Origin of the sequence: Pseudomonas putida, from assembly GCF_002025705.1 — a bacterium.
Classification (GTDB): domain Bacteria; phylum Pseudomonadota; class Gammaproteobacteria; order Pseudomonadales; family Pseudomonadaceae; genus Aquipseudomonas; species Aquipseudomonas putida_J.
This window is the reverse complement of record NZ_CP018846.1, coordinates 4,999,356-5,018,210: the sequence shown is the minus strand read 5'-3', so window position 1 is coordinate 5,018,210 and position 18,855 is coordinate 4,999,356. Positions and strand designations below refer to the sequence as shown.

15 protein-coding genes and 1 tRNA gene are annotated in these 18,855 nt (G+C 64.2%); 9 read left to right on the top strand and 7 right to left on the bottom strand.

The annotated features are described in order from the left end of the window. Nucleotides 1–82: 82 nt before the first annotated feature. The 3 genes from mksF to mksB are packed head-to-tail and all read right to left on the bottom strand — an operon-like array spanning nucleotide 83 to nucleotide 4,885. Nucleotides 83–2,914, bottom strand: coding sequence for an Mks condensin complex protein MksF (gene mksF / locus BUQ73_RS22765; RefSeq protein ID WP_079229779.1), 2,832 nt, complete (start codon nucleotides 2,912–2,914; stop codon nucleotides 83–85). Beyond that, nucleotides 2,911–3,618: an Mks condensin complex protein MksE gene (gene mksE, locus BUQ73_RS22760; protein WP_027918273.1), complete on the bottom strand. Its 708-nt coding sequence runs from the start codon at nucleotides 3,616–3,618 to the stop codon at nucleotides 2,911–2,913. Before mksE ends, mksF begins: the two co-directional genes overlap by 4 nt. Then, the gene (gene mksB, locus BUQ73_RS22755) at nucleotides 3,608–4,885 is read right to left on the bottom strand and encodes an Mks condensin complex protein MksB (protein ID WP_027918274.1); all 1,278 of its coding nucleotides are present in this window, start codon (nucleotides 4,883–4,885) and stop codon (nucleotides 3,608–3,610) included. Before mksB ends, mksE begins: the two co-directional genes overlap by 11 nt. Before the next feature lie 398 nt (nucleotides 4,886–5,283). Here mksB and BUQ73_RS22750 point away from each other — a divergent pair, with 398 nt between their 5' ends. Next, on the top strand, nucleotides 5,284–6,072 hold the full coding sequence (locus BUQ73_RS22750) for an energy transducer TonB (protein ID WP_079229778.1): 789 nt from the start codon (nucleotides 5,284–5,286) through the stop codon (nucleotides 6,070–6,072). Continuing rightward, entirely contained in the window at nucleotides 6,069–6,524 is a 456-nt protein-coding gene (gene rimI / locus BUQ73_RS22745; RefSeq protein ID WP_025337640.1) for a ribosomal protein S18-alanine N-acetyltransferase, read from the top strand. Before BUQ73_RS22750 ends, rimI begins: the two co-directional genes overlap by 4 nt. 220 nt (nucleotides 6,525–6,744) lie before the next feature. On the opposite strand, the gene BUQ73_RS22740 is transcribed toward rimI, so the two are convergent. Then, a complete protein-coding gene (locus BUQ73_RS22740; RefSeq protein ID WP_079229777.1) occupies nucleotides 6,745–7,902 on the bottom strand; it encodes a hypothetical protein in 1,158 nt (385 codons plus the stop codon). Between the two features lie 67 nt (nucleotides 7,903–7,969). Between BUQ73_RS22740 and BUQ73_RS22735 the strand changes: the two genes are divergently transcribed. Further along, complete coding sequence (locus BUQ73_RS22735) at nucleotides 7,970–8,554, top strand: D-Ala-D-Ala carboxypeptidase family metallohydrolase (protein WP_079229776.1); 585 nt, start codon at nucleotides 7,970–7,972, stop codon at nucleotides 8,552–8,554. On the opposite strand, the gene BUQ73_RS22730 is transcribed toward BUQ73_RS22735, so the two are convergent. Next, nucleotides 8,494–9,408, bottom strand: coding sequence for a LysR substrate-binding domain-containing protein (locus BUQ73_RS22730; RefSeq protein ID WP_079229775.1), 915 nt, complete (start codon nucleotides 9,406–9,408; stop codon nucleotides 8,494–8,496). The two genes, BUQ73_RS22735 and BUQ73_RS22730, sit on opposite strands and share 61 nt — an antisense overlap. A 185-nt stretch (nucleotides 9,409–9,593) precedes the next feature. On the opposite strand from BUQ73_RS22730, the gene BUQ73_RS22725 reads away from it, so the two are divergent. Then, the gene (locus BUQ73_RS22725) at nucleotides 9,594–10,205 is read left to right on the top strand and encodes a LysE family translocator (RefSeq protein ID WP_079229774.1); all 612 of its coding nucleotides are present in this window, start codon (nucleotides 9,594–9,596) and stop codon (nucleotides 10,203–10,205) included. A 64-nt stretch (nucleotides 10,206–10,269) separates the two neighbouring features. On the opposite strand, the gene BUQ73_RS22720 is transcribed toward BUQ73_RS22725, so the two are convergent. Then, nucleotides 10,270–10,346: transfer RNA gene (locus BUQ73_RS22720), tRNA-Met, on the bottom strand. A 95-nt stretch (nucleotides 10,347–10,441) separates the two neighbouring features. Next, nucleotides 10,442–11,374 carry a FecR family protein gene (locus tag BUQ73_RS22715; protein ID WP_237772727.1) on the bottom strand — a complete coding sequence of 311 codons (933 nt, stop codon included), beginning with the start codon at nucleotides 11,372–11,374 and terminating at the stop codon, nucleotides 10,442–10,444. 181 nt (nucleotides 11,375–11,555) lie between these two features. Between BUQ73_RS22715 and BUQ73_RS22710 the strand changes: the two genes are divergently transcribed. The 5 genes from BUQ73_RS22710 (at nucleotide 11,556) to BUQ73_RS22690 (ending at nucleotide 18,809) form a co-directional block, all read left to right on the top strand. Beyond that, nucleotides 11,556–12,767, top strand: coding sequence for an MFS transporter (locus BUQ73_RS22710; protein WP_027918281.1), 1,212 nt, complete (start codon nucleotides 11,556–11,558; stop codon nucleotides 12,765–12,767). A gap of 435 nt (nucleotides 12,768–13,202) precedes the next feature. After that, nucleotides 13,203–14,363, top strand: a complete 1,161-nt coding sequence (locus tag BUQ73_RS22705; RefSeq protein ID WP_079229772.1) for an MFS transporter — start codon at nucleotides 13,203–13,205, stop codon at nucleotides 14,361–14,363. A gap of 157 nt (nucleotides 14,364–14,520) precedes the next feature. After that, nucleotides 14,521–15,147 carry a DNA-3-methyladenine glycosylase family protein gene (locus BUQ73_RS22700; RefSeq protein WP_079229771.1) on the top strand — a complete coding sequence of 209 codons (627 nt, stop codon included), beginning with the start codon at nucleotides 14,521–14,523 and terminating at the stop codon, nucleotides 15,145–15,147. 150 nt (nucleotides 15,148–15,297) lie between these two features. Further along, a complete protein-coding gene (ada, locus tag BUQ73_RS22695; protein WP_079229770.1) occupies nucleotides 15,298–16,350 on the top strand; it encodes a bifunctional DNA-binding transcriptional regulator/O6-methylguanine-DNA methyltransferase Ada in 1,053 nt (350 codons plus the stop codon). A gap of 56 nt (nucleotides 16,351–16,406) precedes the next feature. Beyond that, complete coding sequence (locus BUQ73_RS22690; RefSeq protein WP_079229769.1) at nucleotides 16,407–18,809, top strand: DUF3772 domain-containing protein; 2,403 nt, start codon at nucleotides 16,407–16,409, stop codon at nucleotides 18,807–18,809. Nucleotides 18,810–18,855: the final 46 nt, after the last annotated feature.

Genomic DNA, 18,855 nt, shown 5'->3' with positions numbered 1-18,855 from the left:
AAGGCCGCTCCTACAGGGAACGCATACCCCTGTAGGAGCGGCCTTGTGTCGCGAGGAGGGCCGCAGAGCGGCCCCAGGTTCCTCAGGCCAACTCTTCGGCCTGATCCTCACGCACAACCGCCTTCACCTCATCCAGCCGGCTGATGTACTTCCAGTCCGCCTCGTCGATGTAGATGCCATTCGGCCCGCTGCCACCTTCCAGGTCGATCGCCACGCGCGCCGATACCTGCGGCTTTACACTCGCCAGAATCGGCACGAAGCCCAGCTGCAGGCTGGTCTCCAGCAGTGCCGCCTGGTTGCGTTCGTCGATGTCCGCCGCCTCGTCGAGGTAGTACGGCAGGCGAATGCGCCCGGCCAGGTCGCGGTCCATCAAGTGCAGCAACAGGTACATGTTGGTCAGCGCCTTGATGGTCATGGTGGTGCCGTTGGACGCCGCGCCGTCGATGTCGGCGTGGATGATCGGCTGGCCATTGACCTTGGTGATCTCGAACGCCAGTTCGAACAGGTCCTTCAGGCCCAGCTGGTTGTGGTTGGCCGCCACCAGCCGCGCCAGGTATTCCTTGGCCTCTTCGTTCTTGTTGTCCTGATCGGCGCTCTGGGTCAGGTCGAACACCGACAGGGTTTCGCCTTCCTCGTACTGGCCAGCGCTGTGGATGATCTGGTCGATGTGCTTGAGCGCTTCCTTGTTCGGTGCGAGGACCACGCGGAAGCTTTCCAGGTTGGACACCTGGCGCTTGTTGATCTCGCGGTTGAACAGGGCCAGCTGGTGTTCGAGGCTGTCGTAGTCGCTGCGGATGTTGCGCAAGGTCCGGGCAATGTCGGTGACCGCGGCGCGGCGCGCCTTGGCCAGGGTCAGGGCCTCGTCGGTGCGGTGCGCGTAAGCATTCACCAGCAGTTGCAGGCGGCGCTCCATGTCATCTTCGCTGTCGAACTTGGCCACGCCCTTGAGGCGTACCTGGGCGTACAGCGCCTCGATCTGGTTGTCGACGCGTTGCAGGGCCTGCCAGCTGTCCTGGTAGTCGTTGAGCATCGGTAGCAGGTTGTCCATGGAATCGTCGACCGCTTCCATGAACGGCGTGCCGTATGGCAGGTCGGCCGGCAGCAGCTGGCGGCGGCGCAGGGCGTCTTCCAGGGTGCGCTGCTTGGATTCCAGGTCACCGATCTGGCGGCCGACCAGCTGCAGCTTGGCCGACAGCTGCTGGACGCGTTCGGTGAAGGCGTCGCTGGAGCGCTTGAGCTCATCCTGGGCGGCTTCCAGCTGCGCCAGTTGCTCCATCTTCTCCGGCTCTTCGGCGCTCAGGGTTTCGCTGCGGCGGTAGTCTTCCAGGGCCTTCTGGGCGTCCAGAACTTCCTGGTACAGCGCTTCGGTCTGAGCCTTGGAGGCGGTGCGGTCGGCGGCGACCTGCTGCTGGGTCTTGAGCTGCTTGAGTTCTTTTTCAAGGCGCTCTTTCTGGTCGCGCAGGGCTGCGCGGTCAGCCAGGGCCTGCAGCGCCGGTGGGTCGATATTGGAGATATCGATGGACAGACCGGGGGCTTCGAAGCGCTCGCCCTTGAAGCCGTCGAGCACGGCCTCCAGGGATTTTACCCACAGGTCGCTGTCGTCCAGCTCGATACCGCGGTCGCCCAGCGGCAGGCTGAACAGCGCGCCGTTGAACAGGCGCATCAGGCGATCGACGTCTTGCTGCGAGAACTCTTCGCGCAGGCGGGCGTAGCTGTTGTTGTCGGCGTGGTCGAGCTGCTGCTTGACCTGCTTCAGGCGTTTTTCCAGGTCGCGCACGCGCTCGTCGAGGTCTTCGGCGCTGAATTGGCGCGACTGCGCGAGGGCGCCGGCCAGTTCGTCGTGGGCGTCCTTGGCGGCCAGCAGTTGCTGTTCCAGAACCTTGACGTCATCGACCAGGGCGAAGCGGTGCTTGAGCACCGACAGCTCGCCGAGCCAGCGCTGGATGCCGGTGATTTCACGCTCCAGGCGCATCAGCTCCTGGGTGCCGCCACGCTGGTCGTTCTGCAGGCGGTCCTGCTCGCCACGGAAGTGCTCGGCCTGGATTACCAGCTCTTCCTTGCGCGCCATGGCGTATTCCTGCCAGGTACCCAGCAGGTTGTCGAGCAGCGGCGAAAGGCGGTGCAGCTTGCCGCGCAAGATGTCGCGCTGGGCCACACCGCCGGCCAGCGCCTCGACCAGCGGGCCGGCCGCGACCAGGGCGTTGTAGTCCTGCTCCATGCGGCGCACGTCGCGGAAGGCTTCTTCGCAGGCGGCGATGTAGTCGACGCTGCCCGAGCGCAGGCTGTGCTCGAAGGCGTCGAGGAACAGCTGCTTCAGCTTGGCGGCGGTGATTTCGCGCATGTGCAGCAGGTTGATGAACAGCGCGCGGAAGGTTTTCAGGCTCTGCTCGCTGGTCGAGCGCAGCGGGATCAGGGTCAGGTCCAGCGGGCACGAGGTGTGGCCGCCGACCAGCAGCCGGCGCAGTTCGTCGGGCTTGAGCTCATAGGCCTTCAGGCCCAGGCGCTCAAGGTTGGTGAACAGCTCTTTCTGGCGCAGGCAGGTGTCGTTCTTCTGGTAGTGAGCCAGGTCCAGCTCGCCCTTGTAGGCGAAGAACTGGTGGCCGAAACCGCCGCCCGGGCCGCGGCCGACCACGCCGATCACGTGCGGGCCGTGGGGCAGGTTCAGTTCGCAGAGGATGTACGAGGTGTCGCTGGCGAAGTAGAAGCGGCGTGACTGCTCCAGGCTGTACTTGCCGAAGCTCATGTCGGACATGCGCGCCAGGATCGGGAACTGCAGGGCGTTGATCGACGCCGATTTACCCAGGTTGTTGGCACCGTAGACCGACAGCGGGTGCTCCAGCGGGAACAGGCCGAGGCTGTAGCCGGCGGTGTTGAGCAGTGCGAAGCGGCGGATGCCGTAGCGTTCCTGGCTCATGCGTCAATCTCCTGTTGCTCTTCGCGGATGGCCCGGGCCAGGGCATCCTCTTCGCTCTCTTCGCCGTCGAACGGGGTGAGGTCGAGCGGGTCGTCGGTGCGGTTGAGTTGTTCCGGGCTTTCTTCTTCCACCAGTACCGGGGTTGGCAGCGGCAGGTCGCTGTGCAGGCTGGCAGCCAGGTCGCGGTCCTGCTGCACCGACAGGCACACGTCGAGGAAGCGGTGCATCGGTGGCAGGAAGCGGTAGATGCCGCCTTCTTCATGGGCAAAGCCGAGCTGGGTCATGCGGCGCATGATCTTTTCTTCCAGCTCGTCGACGGTCTGTACTTCGGCCTGCAGGAACAGGTCGCGGTACTTGTCCAGCAGCGATGGCAGCTCGTCGCGGCCGATGCTACCGCCGTCAAGCACGGCCATCGGGTCGCGGCCCTGGTCGGCCAGGTGTTCGACGATGATGAAGGTGAACAGCGACAGGCGCTGGGCGGTCTTGTTGACCTGCGCGGCGGCCTGCTCGGGGACGAAGTAGTAGAACCCGCGGGTGTCGCACACCAGCTCGAAGCCCAGGGCCTTGAACAGGGTGCGGTACTGGTCCTGGAAGTTCGACAGCTGGGCGTACATTTCCGGGTCGCGGCGGCTGACGTGGAAGCCCTTGAACAGCTCGCGGAAGATCGGCGCGAGCTGGGACAGTTCGGAAAGATCAAGATGCATTGGCTGGGCTCGCGTTGGTTTCAGGTTGCGCTTCGCGGCTGGACGTCAGGGCGAACGAGCGCAGGCTGACCAGGTGTTCGTGGGTGGTGTACTCGCGCCGCTCCAGGCGTTCACGCTTGAAGCGCTTTTCCCGCGACAGGCGCGAGAACCAGTACAGCAGTTCGTCGGTGGCGCCTTCGGGCTCCTGGTCCAGCAGCCAGACCATCAGGTCTGGCAGCGGCAGGGCGTCTTCGCAGCGTTCGAGCATCTCTTTGACCGTGCGCGGGGCACGCGGCAGCGGGCCTTTCTGGGTCTTGTGCGCCTTGGGGAACTTGGCCGGCTTGGGCTCGAAGCGGGCCAGGGCATAGACGTAGGCCTCGACCTGGCTGGCACTGCCGAGGAAGGTGCTTTGCGGGCGGGTGAACAGCGGCATGGCGGCTTGCGGCACGGCGTCGATGCCCTTGCGGCGGATCACCGACAGCGCCAGCGCGGCGCCGCGGGTCACGGCGTTGTGCCGGCGCGCTTCTTCACGTAGCGGCAGCAGCAGTTCGCGGGCGTGGCGCAGGGTCAGCTGGGCGCTGGTCTGCATTTCCAGGATGCGCGCGTGGGTGCGCAGCAGCATGTCATCATCGACCAGGTGGCCGAGGCGCGCCTGTTCGCCGAGCAGCTTCAGCAGCACGGTTTCGACCTTGCGCACGCCTTGTTCGAAGGCGCCGTCGGCGTTCACCAGCTGAATCATCGGCTCGACGTACTCGTCCCAGGTCGCCAGCACTTCAGCGTAGCGCTGGCGCAGCGGGATCTGGCGGTTGCTGGTCTTGGCCCGTTCGGCCACGGCGACCAGCGCCTGCTCGTCGTTGTCGAGCTTCTTCAGCACGTCGCGCACGCGCATGTCGAGCAAGCGCAGCTGGCGCGCCAGGTCGTCGCTGTCGCGGTTGTCGAAGGCATCCTGGATGTGCCCGGCCAGGCGCTCCAGGTGGCGCAGGTAGGCCTCGATCTCCAGGCACAGGCCCAGCCGGTGCTCGCGGCGCAGGTAGGCGAGGAAGTCGTGGATCTGGGCGTTGAGCTCGAAACGGTTCGGGCTCTTGGCCACCGGCACCAGGATATCCAGGCGGATCCACACGTCGAGCAGCTGGGTGATGTCCTGCGGCGTGCTTTCCACCTGCTGGCGGCCCAGTTGCTGGCGCAGCTCCACCAGGCTCAGGGTGCCCTGGTCGAAACGCTCGCACAGCGGCTCGATCAGGGCCCAGTGTTCGGCTAGGGCGCGCAGGACGCGCTTGGGTTCGATCATTGGCGTCTACTCGTTGCCAAGTAAAAAGGGGGCGATTGTACTTCATCCGGGGGGGAGGATTTCACCCCTTGGTCTGTAATGAGAGATGTTTGGCTTGAGGTTTATGCTGGATGTGAGGCCGAGCGCCACCCGCGCGGCGCATCGCGGATGAATCCGCTCCTACATCTGTTGCAGCGTGGCCACGCCTGTGAGGCCATGGTTGTCAGCCTTGTTTTAAGGCTCATGTCATGCGCCAAGGCAGACGACTTTGGCATAACAGGTTCGGCACGTTGCAACAGATGTAGGAGCGGATTTATCCGCGATGCGCCGCGGGGGCGGCGCTCGGTCGGACAGACCCTGCAAAAACCGAGGCTTACACGTTAGAATGTGCGACGTTTCAAACCCCGGACCCCCGAGCCTTGCTGACCGAACCCCGCCGCCGCGCCTACCTTTCCGCCATGCAAGTGGTGCATTGGCTGCCGCGTGCCGAACTGCCGTTCGCCGCACCTTCGCGCCCCGAGCTGCTGTTGCCGCAAGTACCGGTCGAGGAGGCCGATTTCGACATCCGGCCATCCGTGGCGGCGGCCAGCGAGGCGGCAGCCACGCCCCAGGCCCGTTCCGGCGAGCGCCCGAAAATCGAGATTCCGCGCCCTGGCAGCACGCCGAAGGCCGTTGCCAAGCCGGTCGAAGCCGAGCAGGAAGCCCCCGCGCCACGTCCGGCACCGGTACCGCCGCCGCGTTTCTCGTTGCAACTGCTGCGCGCCGGCAACTGTCTGTTGCTGGTCGAGCTGGCCACGGGGCAGCCTTTCCAGAGCCGCGATCCGTCCTACCTGCTGCTCAAGGACATGTTGCGCGCCGCCGGCTTGCCGGATGCGCCGCAGATCATCGGTGAGCCGGTGCGCTGGCCGCTGCTGGTGCGCGGCAACATGGACCAGGGCCCGGATGCAGCGCGTGATTTCGTCCAGGGCTTTATCCAGGCGCGCCTTGAAGAAACCCCCTGCAGCGTGCTGTGGCTGATTGGCCTGCCGGCCATGCGCTATGCCGCCAGCGCAGACGCTGAAGCCTATTACCAAGTACTGAAGGTCGACGTCCTGGGCGATGCCTGGGCTTTGCCGGGCCTTGAACTGTTGATGGACGAGCCGCAGCGCAAGGCGGACGTCTGGCAAGCGATGCGCCAGCTGATGGCGCGCTGGAAGAGCGTTGAATGAGTGACTCGATCAGTTTCCGCCCGATGACCGAGGCGGATCTGGATGCCGTGCTTAAGATCGAATATGCCGCGTTCAGTCATCCCTGGACTCGGGGCATCTTTCAGGATGCGCTCAAATCCTACGAAGTGTGGTTGATGTTCGATGGCCAGCAGCAGGTGGGCCATGGGGTGATCAATGTGATCATCGACGAGGCGCACCTGCTGAACATTACCGTGAAGCCGGAGAATCAGGGCTGCGGCCTTGGTCTGCGTTTGCTTGAGCACCTCATGGCGCGGGCCTATCAGCTCAATGGGCGTGAGTGCTTCCTCGAGGTGCGGGCCAGCAACCAGTCGGCTTATCGCCTGTATGAGCGTTATGGCTTCAACGAGATCGGCCGCCGCCGTGACTACTACCCGGTCGCCGGCGGGCGTGAAGATGCCTTGGTGATGGCCTGTACGCTGCTTGAAGACTGAGTAAACCAGTACTGGCCTCTTCGCGGGCAAGCCCGCTCCCACAGGTACAGCGCAGCACTTGAAATGTGTGGGGACCCTGTGAAGAGGCCCCCACAGCTACAGCGCAGCACTCGAAATGTGTGGGGGACGTGTGAAGAGGCTCCCACAGGTGCTGCCTCAGATTCGGGCCTGGTGCTTTCCTGTGGGAGCGGGCTTGCCCGCGAAGAGGCCAGCGAGTCGATCACAGCTCCCGCGGCACAACCTCGACCGGCTTGCGCAGGTCCCTCAGGCTTCGGGTCATCTCCCCGGTATTGCACTTGGCCGCCGCCTGCTCCGGCGTGTACTTGCGTATCGTGCGGAAAAACAGCTCGCAGGTCTGCTTCTTCTGCGTCACTTGCCATTTGCTCGAGCAGGCATCCAGGGTCATCTTCGGCTCGGCCCCCGGATTACGCCCCATCCCCGCCTGCCAGCAGGCTGCCGTAAGGTCCTGCCCCATCATCTTCAAGCCCGCCGCATCCGCCGCATCCTGATCGCCACCATGGCTGTCCTTATCCGCCGCATACCAGATGGCGCTGGGATGGTTAGACCCCAGCACCGGCACCTGCGCCCCCGGTTGCGGGCTGATGCTGACAAGGCCCAGCACGCCCACCTGCGGCCCGTACTGTTGCTGGATCCAGCTGCGCACCGGGGCGCCAAAGGCGACCATCGGCAGGGGTTTGGTGGCGCTTTGCAGGGTCATCTCGCGGACCATGCGTAGCTGGTAGTCCTTGAAGTAGCCGTAGGTGCCTGTCAGGGCATCACCCGCGCTGGCCGGGGCGGCAATCGGGGCGATGTCGATGATCGTCTGGTAGGCCGGGGTCTGGCTGGCATCGATGCCATTGAAGGTCAGCAGTTCGGCCCAGCGGTCGGTGGTGTTGGAGCGCAGGTAATCCTGGGCTTGAGTCAACGAATAGTCCGGCGGGAAGTGCAGCAGTTCTATACTGCGGCGGTTCTGCAGGGCCATGCCCAGCGGCAGGAACAGGTACCAGTCGTAGGACCATTTACCGTCCTTGTTCAGCTGGGTGGCACCGTCATAGGCCAACTCGCCACTGTCGAGCAGCTTGCGCAGGGGCTCGGCATAGTTGCCGGGTACATCGCTGATGGTGGCATGCAACCGGCCGTTGTCGCGGCCGACGTGCACCTTGGCGTTGGCATGGCCGTCGCGGCGTACGCTTTGGGTCAGGTAGTGCTCCACGGTCTGCTCCAGCGTCCAGTCGCGGTAACAGATCACGTGGCAGTTGTTGGGGAAGGCGAACAGACGGGTGACGCGCTGGGCATCGCCCAGGTCGATGCGTGCATCCGCCATGGTCAGGCCGCTGAAGGCGAGGGCGGCGAGGCTCGTTGCGACAGTCTTGTGCATGCTTAACTCCTTGTAAGTGGCCGCCCGGGGTGGCGGCCGCGCTCATACTGGAGCAGGGAGCGTGGGGATGAGAAGAGCAAGCGGGATGCTGCTGGCTGCAGGTGTGCTGTGGAGCACAGTGGTGTTGGCCGACGAGCGTGACCTGTGGATGTTCGCGCAGTGGGCAGGTGACCATCAGACCCGGCCGTTTCGCGAGATGCTGGTGGATGCTCGTCTATATGGTGTGGTGCCCATCCATCAGCTGCTGCGTTCGGCCTCGGACTGGAAGCTGTGCCATGCCTCGCCGTTCGCGGTGCCGCCTGCCAGTAACTGGCCGGCAGTGCGCTCCACCCTTTCGCTGATCAAGACCCTCGACGAACGGAACATGCTGCGCCAGTTCGAAGTGGTCTCCGCCTATCGCGATCCTGATCTCAATCGTTGCGCCGGTGGCGCCGTGGGCAGTGCCCATACCCGCGCTTTCGCAGTCGATATTCTGCTGCCGGCCTGGGCCGATCCCAATCCGCTGTGCCGCTTCTGGCAGCAGTACGGCCAGGCCTGGAACATGGGGTTGGGGCGCTACCCGAGCGGGCGTATCCACATCGATACCGCGGGTTATCGCACCTGGGGCGGTGATGGCAGCGCGGCCTCGTCATTCTGCAGCAAGCCCAGGTGAGTGAGGCAGGCCTGGCTTTCACTCTGCACCCATTCGGCAAAGCGCTGGCGCTTGCCGCCATCGCTTAGTGGCTGCGGGCTGAGCAGGTGATAGGCAGAGCCATCGCGCAGGAAACCGAATGGGGCCTGCAATTGGCCGCTGTCGAGCTCGTCGCGCACCATCAATGCCGAGGCGATGGCCAGGCCCAGGCCAGCGCTGGCGGCTTGTAGCGACAGGTAGAAGTGTTCGAAGTCGCTGCGTTCGTTGTGGGTTGCCTGCCGCCCGCTCAGGCGCAGCCAGGTAGGCCATGCGCTGGGGCGGGTGCTGCTGTGCAACAGGCGTTGGCCGTCGAGGTTATCGCAACGGGCGCGGCTGACAGGGCCTATCCATTCATCACAGATTTTCACGCTGTGCAGCGTCGGCGGCCAATGGAAGTCGTCGCGACGTAGCGCCAGGTCGACCCCGCCGCGGGCGAAGTCCACCGGGCCCCCGGCAGCCACCAGGTGCATTTGCAGGTCCGGGTGTGCGGCGTGAAAGCGCGGCAGGCGCGGGATCAGCCAGCGCATGGCGATGGTCGGCTCGCAAGACAGCACCAGCACATTGTTGCGTTCCTGCTGCTGCAGGCGCTGCACGGTGCCTTCGAGCTGTTCGAAGATCGCCTGGGTTGTGCCATGCAGCTCTCGGCCGGCGGGGGTGAGGAAGATCGCCCGGTTGCGCCGCTCGAACAGTTCAATGCCCAGGCTTTCTTCGAGCAGGCGCACCTGGCGGCTGACTGCGCCGTGGGTGACATGCAGGCGCTCGGCGGTGCGCACGAAGCTTTCGGTTTCGGCAGCGATATCGAAGTAGCGCAAGGCGGTGAGTGGGGGCAGTTTCATGGCATCCCTTTCAGCCTGACATGGCCTGTGGGGGCGGGCTTGCCCGCGAAGGCTCTATAAGGCTGCGCTTATCTGTCAGGAAAACTATCAGATTCTCTGCACTATAAATCGTTTTTGCCGCCTCATCACGCCATCGATAATCAGCGCATCCGTGCATTTTCATCGATTATCGAAGGCCCTTTCCAATGACCGAACTCATCGCTGTCGCCCTGTTCACCCTGCTTGCCGTCGTCAGCCCCGGCGCCGACTTCGCCATGGTCACCCGCAGTAGTTACGCCCAGGGTCGCAAGGCTGGCCTGGCTGCGGCGGTGGGTATCGCGCTGGGTGTGCAGGTGCATGTGCTGTACACGGTATTCGGCGTTGCGGTGATCATCAGCCAGAGCCCGGGTCTTTTCCTTGGCATGAAGGTGCTGGGCGCCGGTTACCTGATCTACCTGGGCTACCAGTCGCTGACCAATACTTCCCGCATCGACTTGGAGGGGGGAGGGCAGCAATCAGGTTGGCCGTCGGCACTGCGTACCGGTTTCCTGACCAACGCCCTCAACCCCAAGACCATGCTCTTCGTGATCAGTGCCTACACCCAGGTGGTGCAACCGGGTACAACGCTGACGCTGGATTTCGCCTATGGCGCATTCATGTCGTTCGCCCACTGGGCCTGGTTCAGCCTGGTGGCGGTGTTCTTTTCCAGTGCGCGATTGCGTGCGTTGATGATCGCAAGGCAGCGGCTGGTCGACCGGGTGATCGGTCTTGCACTGATCAGCCTGGGGCTGGCCGTGGCGGTCGCCGGGGTGCGCTGAGAGGGAGGGGATTTTTTACAGGCAAAAGAAAAGGGCTTACCTTGCGGTAAGCCCTTTTCAGGTTTGGTGGCTACACAGGGACTTGAACCCCGGACCCCAGCATTATGAATGCTATGCTCTAACCAACTGAGCTATGTAGCCGATGGCGCGCATTATTCCCTTGTGATGGACCTGTGTCAACACTCTTTTTCAAAAAAATTTGCACGCTTTCAAAAACTTAGCGGCCGAGCCCGGTTTTAGCGAACGATCAGCCACTGCCCGAGCACGTCGTAGAGCTGCAAATGCTGCTCGGCAGCGAGCGCGTCCAGGGTCTGGCCGGGGTGATCGAGGTTGAAGTCGCCGTTGATGCGTCGATAAGCGGTCTGCTCATCCATTAGCCAGACCCTTCGGCCTTGGGCGCTAGCCAGGCGTTCGATGACCTGGCCCAGGGGCATTTCGCTGGCATGCAGTTGGCCCGTGCGCCAGGCATCGGCAGTTTTCACATCGGCTTTCTGCACCGGGTTGATCCGCGCCTCGGTGAAGGTCACTCGCTCACCCGCCGACACCATGCGCTGGTCGCCGCCCAGGATGACCATGGCCTTGCCATTGAGCACCAGCAGTTCGTCATGATCGCCATGCCGCGCCACCATCAGGCGGGTGCCGAACACCTGGATACGGGCATCGTCCACCTGAACCTCCATGGCGCGCCCGTCGAGCACTACATCCAGGTACACCTGGCCTTGTACCAGGTGCAATTGGCGTGTGCGCCCGCGCAGGTCGACATTCATCGCGCTGGCGCTGTCCAGGTGCAAGGTCGAACCGTCGGCCAGGCGTGTACTGCGGCGCTCGCCGATATCGGTGTGCAGTTCGCTGGCCAGGCGCTGCATGAGGGGCCAATACAGGTAAGCCAGTGCGCAAAGCATTAGCAGGAATAGTACGGCCAGCGCTTTACCGAAGTAGCGGCGGCGGACCTTGAGCAAACGCGGGCGCGGCCGGGCAGGGGGGGCTTGCAACTGCTGCCAGCAAGCTTCCAGTTCGGCATAGGCGTGTGCATTCAGCGGATCCTGGCACCAACGGCCGAATGCCTGGCGTTCGCCTTCATCGCAGCCAGGCTGGCGCAGGCGCGAAAACCACTCCAGCGCTTCCTGCTGAGGATCGGCCTGAATCTGCGTGGCGGGCATCGGGCTCATGGGTCAGTGTGCTCGCATGAGGGCGGTTTCGCCCAACGATTACGGGGAAGTTAGGCTGAAGATGCTAAATATATTGAGAACCATTTACAAGTACGTGATGTCCGCCAAATAAAAAAGGTAGCTATGTATCTATTTGTTTCCTGATAATCGGATCCCAAACCTGCGGACGGAATTCAAGCCCATGGCCATCAGCAGCACCCCCACCGCCAGCACAGGTTCGGCGAACCAAGCTAATCCGCTGGTAATGCGCATCATCGCCTTCTGCGCCCTGGCGCACCTGATCAACGACCTTATCCAGTCGGTGCTGCCGGCGATCTACCCGATGCTCAAGGCCAATTACGACCTGAGTTTCGCCCAGATCGGCATGATTACCCTGACCTTCCAGATCACGGCCTCGCTGTTGCAGCCTTGGGTGGGTTTCTTCACCGACCGCAGGCCGACGCCCAACCTGTTGCCGCTGGGCACCCTGTGCACCCTGGTGGGGATCGTCATGCTGGCGTTTGTCGGCAGCTTCCCAATGATTCTGCTGGCGTCTGCGCTGGTCGGCATCGGTTCGTCGACCTTCCACCCGGAGACCTCGCGTATCGCGCGGCTGGCCTCGGGTGGCCGTTTCGGCCTGGCGCAGTCGACCTTCCAGGTTGGCGGCAACACCGGTTCCGCCTTTGGCCCACTGCTGGCGGCGGCCATCGTCATCCCGTTCGGCCAGACACACGTGGCCTGGTTCGGCGTGGCGGCGCTGTTTTTCTTTGCCGTGACCCTGATGCTGCGCCGCTGGTACAAGGAACACCTGAACCAGGCCAAGGCGCGCAAGGCGGTGCAGGCCACCCACGGTATTTCGCGCGGGCGGGTGATCGCGGCGCTGATCGTGCTCGGGCTGCTGGTGTTCTCCAAGTACTTCTACATGGCCAGCTTCACCAGCTATTTCACCTTCTACCTGATCGAAAAGTTCGACCTGTCGGTGGCCAGCTCGCAGCTGCATCTGTTCCTGTTCCTCGGCGCCGTGGCGGCGGGTACCTTCTTTGGCGGGCCGATCGGCGACCGTATCGGGCGCAAGGCGGTGATCTGGTTCTCGATCCTTGGCGTGGCGCCGTTCACCCTGGTGCTGCCGTATGCCGACCTGTTCTGGACTACCGTGCTCAGCGTGGTGATCGGTTTCATCCTGGCCTCGGCGTTTTCGGCAATCGTGGTTTATGCCCAGGAGCTGGTGCCGGGCAGCGTGGGCATGATTGCCGGGGTCTTCTTCGGGCTGATGTTCGGCTTTGGCGGCATCGGTGCGGCGCTGCTGGGCTACCTGGCTGATTTGCGCGGTATCGAGTACGTCTACGGGTTGTGCTCGTTCCTGCCGTTGTTCGGACTGTTGGCGGTGTTTCTGCCAAATACCGGTAAGCGCTGATATCGCTGGGGCTGCTGTGCAGCCCTTTCGCGACGCAAGGCCGCTCCCACAGGTATTGCACACCGTCAGGCTGACACGATGCCTGTAGGAGCGGCCTTGTGTCGCGAAAGGGCCTCGCAGAGGCCCCTGGGCAATTGACGACTCCGCCTGCCTTCGCCTAGAGTGCCGCCTCTCTTTTCAACTCACCTGCGTAGTAGCCACAGCAATGCGCCGTACCCAATCCCTCCCACACGCCCGCCAGCCTGCTCTTCAGGCCATGCGTCGTGCGTGGCCGAGCGATACGGTGCTCAAGCGTCGCCGCAGCGTGCTGTTCGCCTTCACCTTCTCGCCACACCAAGCCCTGAACTGACCCCGCGCCCTTGCGTCGCCCGCCTTCCCGGTGTGCGTGTGGGCGCCTGTATCTGCGCGTCTTTTCAGTTTTGCCTGGAGTGGTACATGAACATGCGTTTGCTGGCGGGCCTTCTGTTCGCCGTATCGGTAGTGGGCTTCAGCCTGGGGGCCAGCCTGCCGCTGGTGTCGTTGCGTCTGCACGAGGCCGGTGCCGGTACCCTTGAAATTGGCATCATCTCGGCTATCCCTGCCGCGGGCATGATGCTCTCGGCGTTCATGGTCGACGCCTGCTGCCGGCACCTGACCCGGCGCACCATCTACCTGCTGTGCTTCAGCCTGTGCACCGTGAGCATCGCCCTGCTCGATTCGGCGTTCGATTCGCTGTGGATGCTGGCCGTGCTGCGTCTGGGCTTGGGCATCGGCATGGGCATCGCGATCATCCTCGGCGAATCCTGGGTCAACGAGCTGTGCCCGGACCACAACCGCGGCAAGATCATGGCCCTGTACGCCACCAGCTTCACTGGCTTCCAGGTGCTCGGCCCGGCATTGATCGCGCTGATTGGCGCCGATAGCCCGTGGATCGTCGGTGTGGTCACCATTGGTTATGGCCTGGCCCTGCTGTGCATCCTGCTGACCGTGCCCAACGACCATGTGGAGCATGGTGATGAGGGCGAGAAAAGCTTCGGCCTGGCGGGCTTCTTCCGCGTGGCGCCGGCGCTGTGTGTGGCGGTGCTGTTCTTCTCGTTCTTCGATGCCGTAGTGCTGTCGCTGCTGCCGGTGTACGCCAGCAGCCATGGGTTTGCCGTGGCCGTTGCAGCACTGATGGTGACCGTGGTGTTCGCAGGCGACATGGTGTTCCAGCTCCCTCTGGGCTGGCTGGCCGACCGCGTCGAGCGCACCGGGCTGCACCTGGTGTGCGGGCTGGTGGCAATGGCCATCGGCATCGCCCTGCCGTGGCTGCTGCAGGTGACCTGGCTGCTGTGGCCGATGCTGGTGCTGCTGGGCGCGGTGGCGGGGGGTATCTACACCCTGGCGCTGGTGCTGATCGGTCAGCGCTTCAAAGGGCAGGACCTGGTCACGGCGAATGCCAGCGTGGGCCTGCTGTGGGGCGTCGGCAGCCTGGTCGGGCCGCTGGTGAGCGGGGCGGCGATGGATGTCGCACCGCATGGTTTGCCGATGGCGCTGGCGCTGATGGCGGGGCTGTTCGTGTGCTTTGCCCGGCAGTCGTATCGGCGGGTGGGGAAGTTGCGGGCGGTTGCTGACTGAGTTATCTGGGTTTTCCTGTACCGGCCCTTTCGCGGGCAAGCCTGCTGCCACAGGGGCGCAGGCAAGGCATACCAGAAATTAGCCGCGCAAGATCCGGGGTTTGCCCGATCAGCGGTTGGGCTAAGCTGGACCTGCCTCGCATCTACAGGAGCTACGGATGATCCTCGCCGACCTTTCGCCTGACGCCTACCGCGCAGCCACTGGCCACCTGGCTGCGCTGGACCCGGACTGGGCGCGGCATATCGAGGCGATCGGGCCGTGCCTGCATCAGGCGACGCCAGGGCGTGAACCTTATGAGGCGCTGGTGCGGGCAATTGCCTATCAACAGCTGCATGCACGGGCGGCCGAGGCAATCCTTGGGCGGTTGCTGGCGCTGTTCCCCGAGCAGGCGTTTCCGGCCCCGGAGCAACTGCTGGCGGTCAGCCCCGAGGTGATGCGCGGGTGTGGCTTTTCGGCAAGCAAGCTGGCGACCATACACGGCATCGCCCAGGCCAGCCTGGAGGGCGTGGTGCCGTGCCGGGAAGAGGCGCTGAGGCTTGCCGATGATGCCTTGATAGAGCGGCTGGTGGCGCTGCGCGGCGTCGGGCGCTGGACGGTGGAGATGCTGTTGATCTACAGCCTGGAGCGCTCGGATATCCTGCCGGTGGACGATTTTGGCGTACGCGAGGGATATCGCCGGTTGAAGGGGTTGGACAAGGCACCGACACCGGCGCAGATGCGCTCGCTCGGTGGTGGGTGGAGCCCCTACAGGACTGTGGCTGCCTGGTACCTGTGGCGGGCCTGAAACTGACGGGCTGGCTTTACTGGCCCTTTCGCGGGCAAGCCCGCTCCCACAGGATTATCACCAGCTTGCGGGCATGCGCTGTACCTGTGGGAGCGGGCTTGCCCGCGAAAGGGCCGGAACAGACGAAACAGAAAGCTGAGGTAAACCGCGATGCAAGCCTTCACAACTGACTCCCAACGCTGGCAAGCCGTCGAGTCCCGTGACACTTCTGCCGCTGGTCACTTCGTCTACGCCGTGCGCACCACTGGTGTGTACTGCAACCCCGGCTGCAAATCGCGCATGGCCAAGCGTGAAAACGTCGATTTCTTCAACGACGCCACCAGCGCCGAAGCCGCTGGCTACCGCGCCTGCCGCCGCTGCACGGCCAAAACCAGCGAAAACCGCCGCTCCGACCTGGTTGCCCGCGCCTGTCGCCTGCTGGAAAGCAGCGACACTCCACCCAGCCTCGACCAGCTCGGTGCGCAACTGTCTGTCAGCCCTTTCCACCTGCACCGTCTGTTCAAAGCCGAAACCGGCCTCACGCCCAAGGCTTACGCCAGCGCTTTTCGCGCCCGGCGCCTGCGCGAGCGGCTGGGCGATGGGCTAAGCTCGGTGACCGATGCCATCTACGATGCCGGCTACAACTCCAACAGCCGTTTCTACGAAAGCGCCGACCAACGCCTGGGCATGCGCCCCCGCGAGTTCCGCGCAGGTGGCGCTGGCGCGAGCATCCACTTCGCCATCGGCCAGTGCTCACTGGGTGCGATTCTGGTGGCCCAGAGCGAGAAGGGCATCTGCGCGATTTTGCTCGGCGATGATCCTGAGGTGTTGCTCGAACAATTGCAGGACCAGTTCCCCAAAGCGCACCTGATCGGCGGAGATGCCGGTTACGAGCGGCTGGTCGCCGAAGTTGTGGGCTTTGTCGAGGCGCCGGCACTGGGGCTGGCCCTGCCGCTGGATGTCCAGGGCACCGCCTTCCAGGAGCGGGTCTGGCAGGCTTTGCGCGAAGTGCCAGTAGGCAGCCGGGTCAGCTATACCGACATCGCCGAGCGCATCGGCGCACCGAAGGCTGTGCGCGCCGTGGCCATGGCTTGCGCGGCCAACCACATCGCCGTGGCTATCCCTTGCCACCGGGTGGTGCGCCGTGATGGCGACATTAGCGGCTACCGCTGGGGTGTGGAACGCAAACGGCAACTGCTGGCGCGAGAAACGGCACTCTCCTGATTGCCTGAAGCCGCGTAGAATCCCCCGCCAGATCGATGTGTAAAGAGGAACATTCGATGAGGCGAGTCAGCCTTGCCCGATTCTACCTGGCTGTGATGGCCCTGATGTTGTCGCTGGCTGCGCCGGCGTGGTCGGCACCGGCCACACCGGTGTCCAGCCTGGCTGCGGCGGAAGTACCGGTGCTGGAAGAAAATGCCAGCTACGAGCAACTGAGCGATCGGCTCGACCAGATCCGCCAGGGCGTCACCAGCAATGCCAACGACGACCTGCTGTCGCAGTTGCGCTTGTCCGCCGTGCAGGTGCAACGCCAGGCCGAGGCACTGGCCACCTTGCGCACCGCCGATGTGGAAAAACTCGACGACAAGCTCAAGGTACTCGGCCCGGTGCAGCCGGACGAAGCCGAAGCCCTTGCTCGCCAGCGCCAGCAGCTGGATGCCGAAAAGAAGGCGATGGTTGCCGAGCAAGAGCAGGCCACCAAGCTGACTCAATCGGCCCGTGATCTGTCCACGCAGATCGTCAACCTGCGCCGCAGCCAGTTCAACTCGCAGATCCTCAGCCGTGCAACCACGCCGCTGAGCCCGGCTTTCTGGCAAAGCCTGATCCGCCCCACCACCGACGATGTATCGCGCTTGCGCGATCTGCGCGAGGAGGCCATCGACGCTGTCGCCAGCGCCTTCAGTGCCAAGCATCGCTGGTTCTTCCTCACCAGCCTGGTGGCGGCGATCCTGGTCTGGACCGTGGTCCGCGGCCTGCTCGAGCGCCTGCTGGCCAGCATCATGGTGCATCGCCTGCCAGAAGGCCGCCTGCGGCGCAGTGCCCTGGCCCTGAGCGTGAGCCTGGCCACGCTGGGTACCATCTCCGGCTCTGTGTCGCTGCTGCGCTGGGGCCTGGAAAGCAGCTCTGAGCTGGGTTCCGACGTCGCCAGCCTGACCAATCACTTCCTCACCCTGGTGGTCTTCAGCGCCTTCATCACCGGCCTGGGCCGCGCCATGCTGATGTTGCAACGGCCGTCCTGGCGCCTGCCGCCGATTCACGACGAAGTGGCCAGTGCGCTGGGCTGGTTCCCCAAGCTGCTGGCCCTGGCGCTGATGGTCATGCTGACCATGGAGCGCATCAACAGCGTGATCGGCACCAGCCTGGCGCTGACCGTGGCCACCAATGGCCTGACTGCACTGGTGGTGGCGGTGATCTTCTCGGTGGCGTTGCTGCGCTATCGCCGTACCCTGCGCAAGCACGGCCTGGAGCGCCCGAGCGGGCTTGCCGGGCTGATCCCGTTCGTGACCGTGGTGTGGGTCGGGCTGATTGTGCTGGCACTGCTCGCCGGCTACCTGACCCTGGCCTACTTCCTCACCGCCAAGCTGCTGTGGATCAGCGTGGTGGCGGTGTGCGCCTACCTGCTCACCACCTTTCTCAGCGACCTCTGCGAAGCCTTGCTGTCGCCACGCCAGCCCGGGGGCCTGGCACTGGCCGCGACCCTGGGCCTGGCGCCGCGCCACCAGGCTCAGGCCAGCACCATCCTGGTCGGCATCAGCCGCACGGTGCTGCTGTTCGTGGCGGTGCTGCTGGCATTGATGCCTTCGGGCACCAGCCCCGGCGAGCTGCTGCTGAGCCTGGGGGACTGGGATGGCACCGGCGGCAAGCTGCTCGGCAACCTCAACATCGTGCCGCAGGACATCCTGCTGGCGGTGCTGATCTTCTTCGGTGGGCTGTTCGCCATCCGTGTGGTCAAGCGTTGGCTGAGCGAGCGGCTGCTGCCGGAAACCGACATGGATGCGGGCATGCGGGCCTCGCTGGTGACCCTGGTCGGTTACCTCGGCTTCCTGTTCCTGGCCATGCTGGTGATGTCGACCCTGCGCATCAACCTGACCAGCCTGACCTGGGTGGTCAGTGCGCTGTCGGTCGGTATCGGTTTTGGCTTGCAGCAGATCGTGCAGAACTTCATCTCCGGCCTGATCCTGCTCACCGAGCGCCCGGTCAAGGTGGGCGACTGGGTCAGCCTGGCAGGGGTCGAGGGTGACATCCGCCGGATCAATGTGCGTGCCACCGAGATCCAGATGTCCGACCGCTCCACGGTGATCGTGCCGAACTCGCAGTTCATTTCGCAGAACGTGCGCAACGTGACCATGGGCAATGCCCTGGGTGTGGTGGGTATCACCCTGACCTTGCCGCTGGAGACCGATGCCAACCACGTGCGTGATTTGCTGCTGGCGGCCTATCACGAGCATGAAGCGATTCTTGATGCGCCGGCTTGCTCGGTGACGTTCAAGGACCTGACTTCAGCGGGCATGGTCATTGGCGTGAGTGGGTATGTGGCGGGGCCGCGGCAGGTGTCGAGCACCCGCAGTGACTTGCTGTTCACCATTCTTGGCCGCTTGCGTGATGAAGGGATTGCCTTGTCGTCGCCGCAGAGCATGGTGCTGGTGCAGGAAGGTTCGCGTCCGGCCGACGAATCGGCGTGACTTCGGGGGCTGCTGCGCAGCCCTTTCGCGACACAAGGCCGCTCCT

Excerpts from the sequence above, each read along its gene's own strand:
- mksF (WP_079229779.1), bottom strand. The coding sequence starts at position 2,914 with ATGAGCCAGGAACGCTACGGCATCCGCCGCTTCGCACTGCTCAACACC.
- mksE (WP_027918273.1), bottom strand. The coding sequence starts at position 3,618 with ATGCATCTTGATCTTTCCGAACTGTCCCAGCTCGCGCCGATCTTCCGC.
- mksB (WP_027918274.1), bottom strand. The coding sequence starts at position 4,885 with ATGATCGAACCCAAGCGCGTCCTGCGCGCCCTAGCCGAACACTGGGCC.
- rimI (WP_025337640.1), top strand. The coding sequence starts at position 6,069 with ATGAGTGACTCGATCAGTTTCCGCCCGATGACCGAGGCGGATCTGGAT.
- BUQ73_RS22740 (WP_079229777.1), bottom strand. The coding sequence starts at position 7,902 with ATGCACAAGACTGTCGCAACGAGCCTCGCCGCCCTCGCCTTCAGCGGC.
- BUQ73_RS22735 (WP_079229776.1), top strand. The coding sequence starts at position 7,970 with ATGAGAAGAGCAAGCGGGATGCTGCTGGCTGCAGGTGTGCTGTGGAGC.
- BUQ73_RS22730 (WP_079229775.1), bottom strand. The coding sequence starts at position 9,408 with ATGAAACTGCCCCCACTCACCGCCTTGCGCTACTTCGATATCGCTGCC.
- BUQ73_RS22725 (WP_079229774.1), top strand. The coding sequence starts at position 9,594 with ATGACCGAACTCATCGCTGTCGCCCTGTTCACCCTGCTTGCCGTCGTC.
- BUQ73_RS22715 (WP_237772727.1), bottom strand. The coding sequence starts at position 11,374 with ATGAGCCCGATGCCCGCCACGCAGATTCAGGCCGATCCTCAGCAGGAA.
- BUQ73_RS22710 (WP_027918281.1), top strand. The coding sequence starts at position 11,556 with ATGGCCATCAGCAGCACCCCCACCGCCAGCACAGGTTCGGCGAACCAA.
- BUQ73_RS22705 (WP_079229772.1), top strand. The coding sequence starts at position 13,203 with ATGAACATGCGTTTGCTGGCGGGCCTTCTGTTCGCCGTATCGGTAGTG.
- BUQ73_RS22700 (WP_079229771.1), top strand. The coding sequence starts at position 14,521 with ATGATCCTCGCCGACCTTTCGCCTGACGCCTACCGCGCAGCCACTGGC.
- ada (WP_079229770.1), top strand. The coding sequence starts at position 15,298 with ATGCAAGCCTTCACAACTGACTCCCAACGCTGGCAAGCCGTCGAGTCC.
- BUQ73_RS22690 (WP_079229769.1), top strand. The coding sequence starts at position 16,407 with ATGAGGCGAGTCAGCCTTGCCCGATTCTACCTGGCTGTGATGGCCCTG.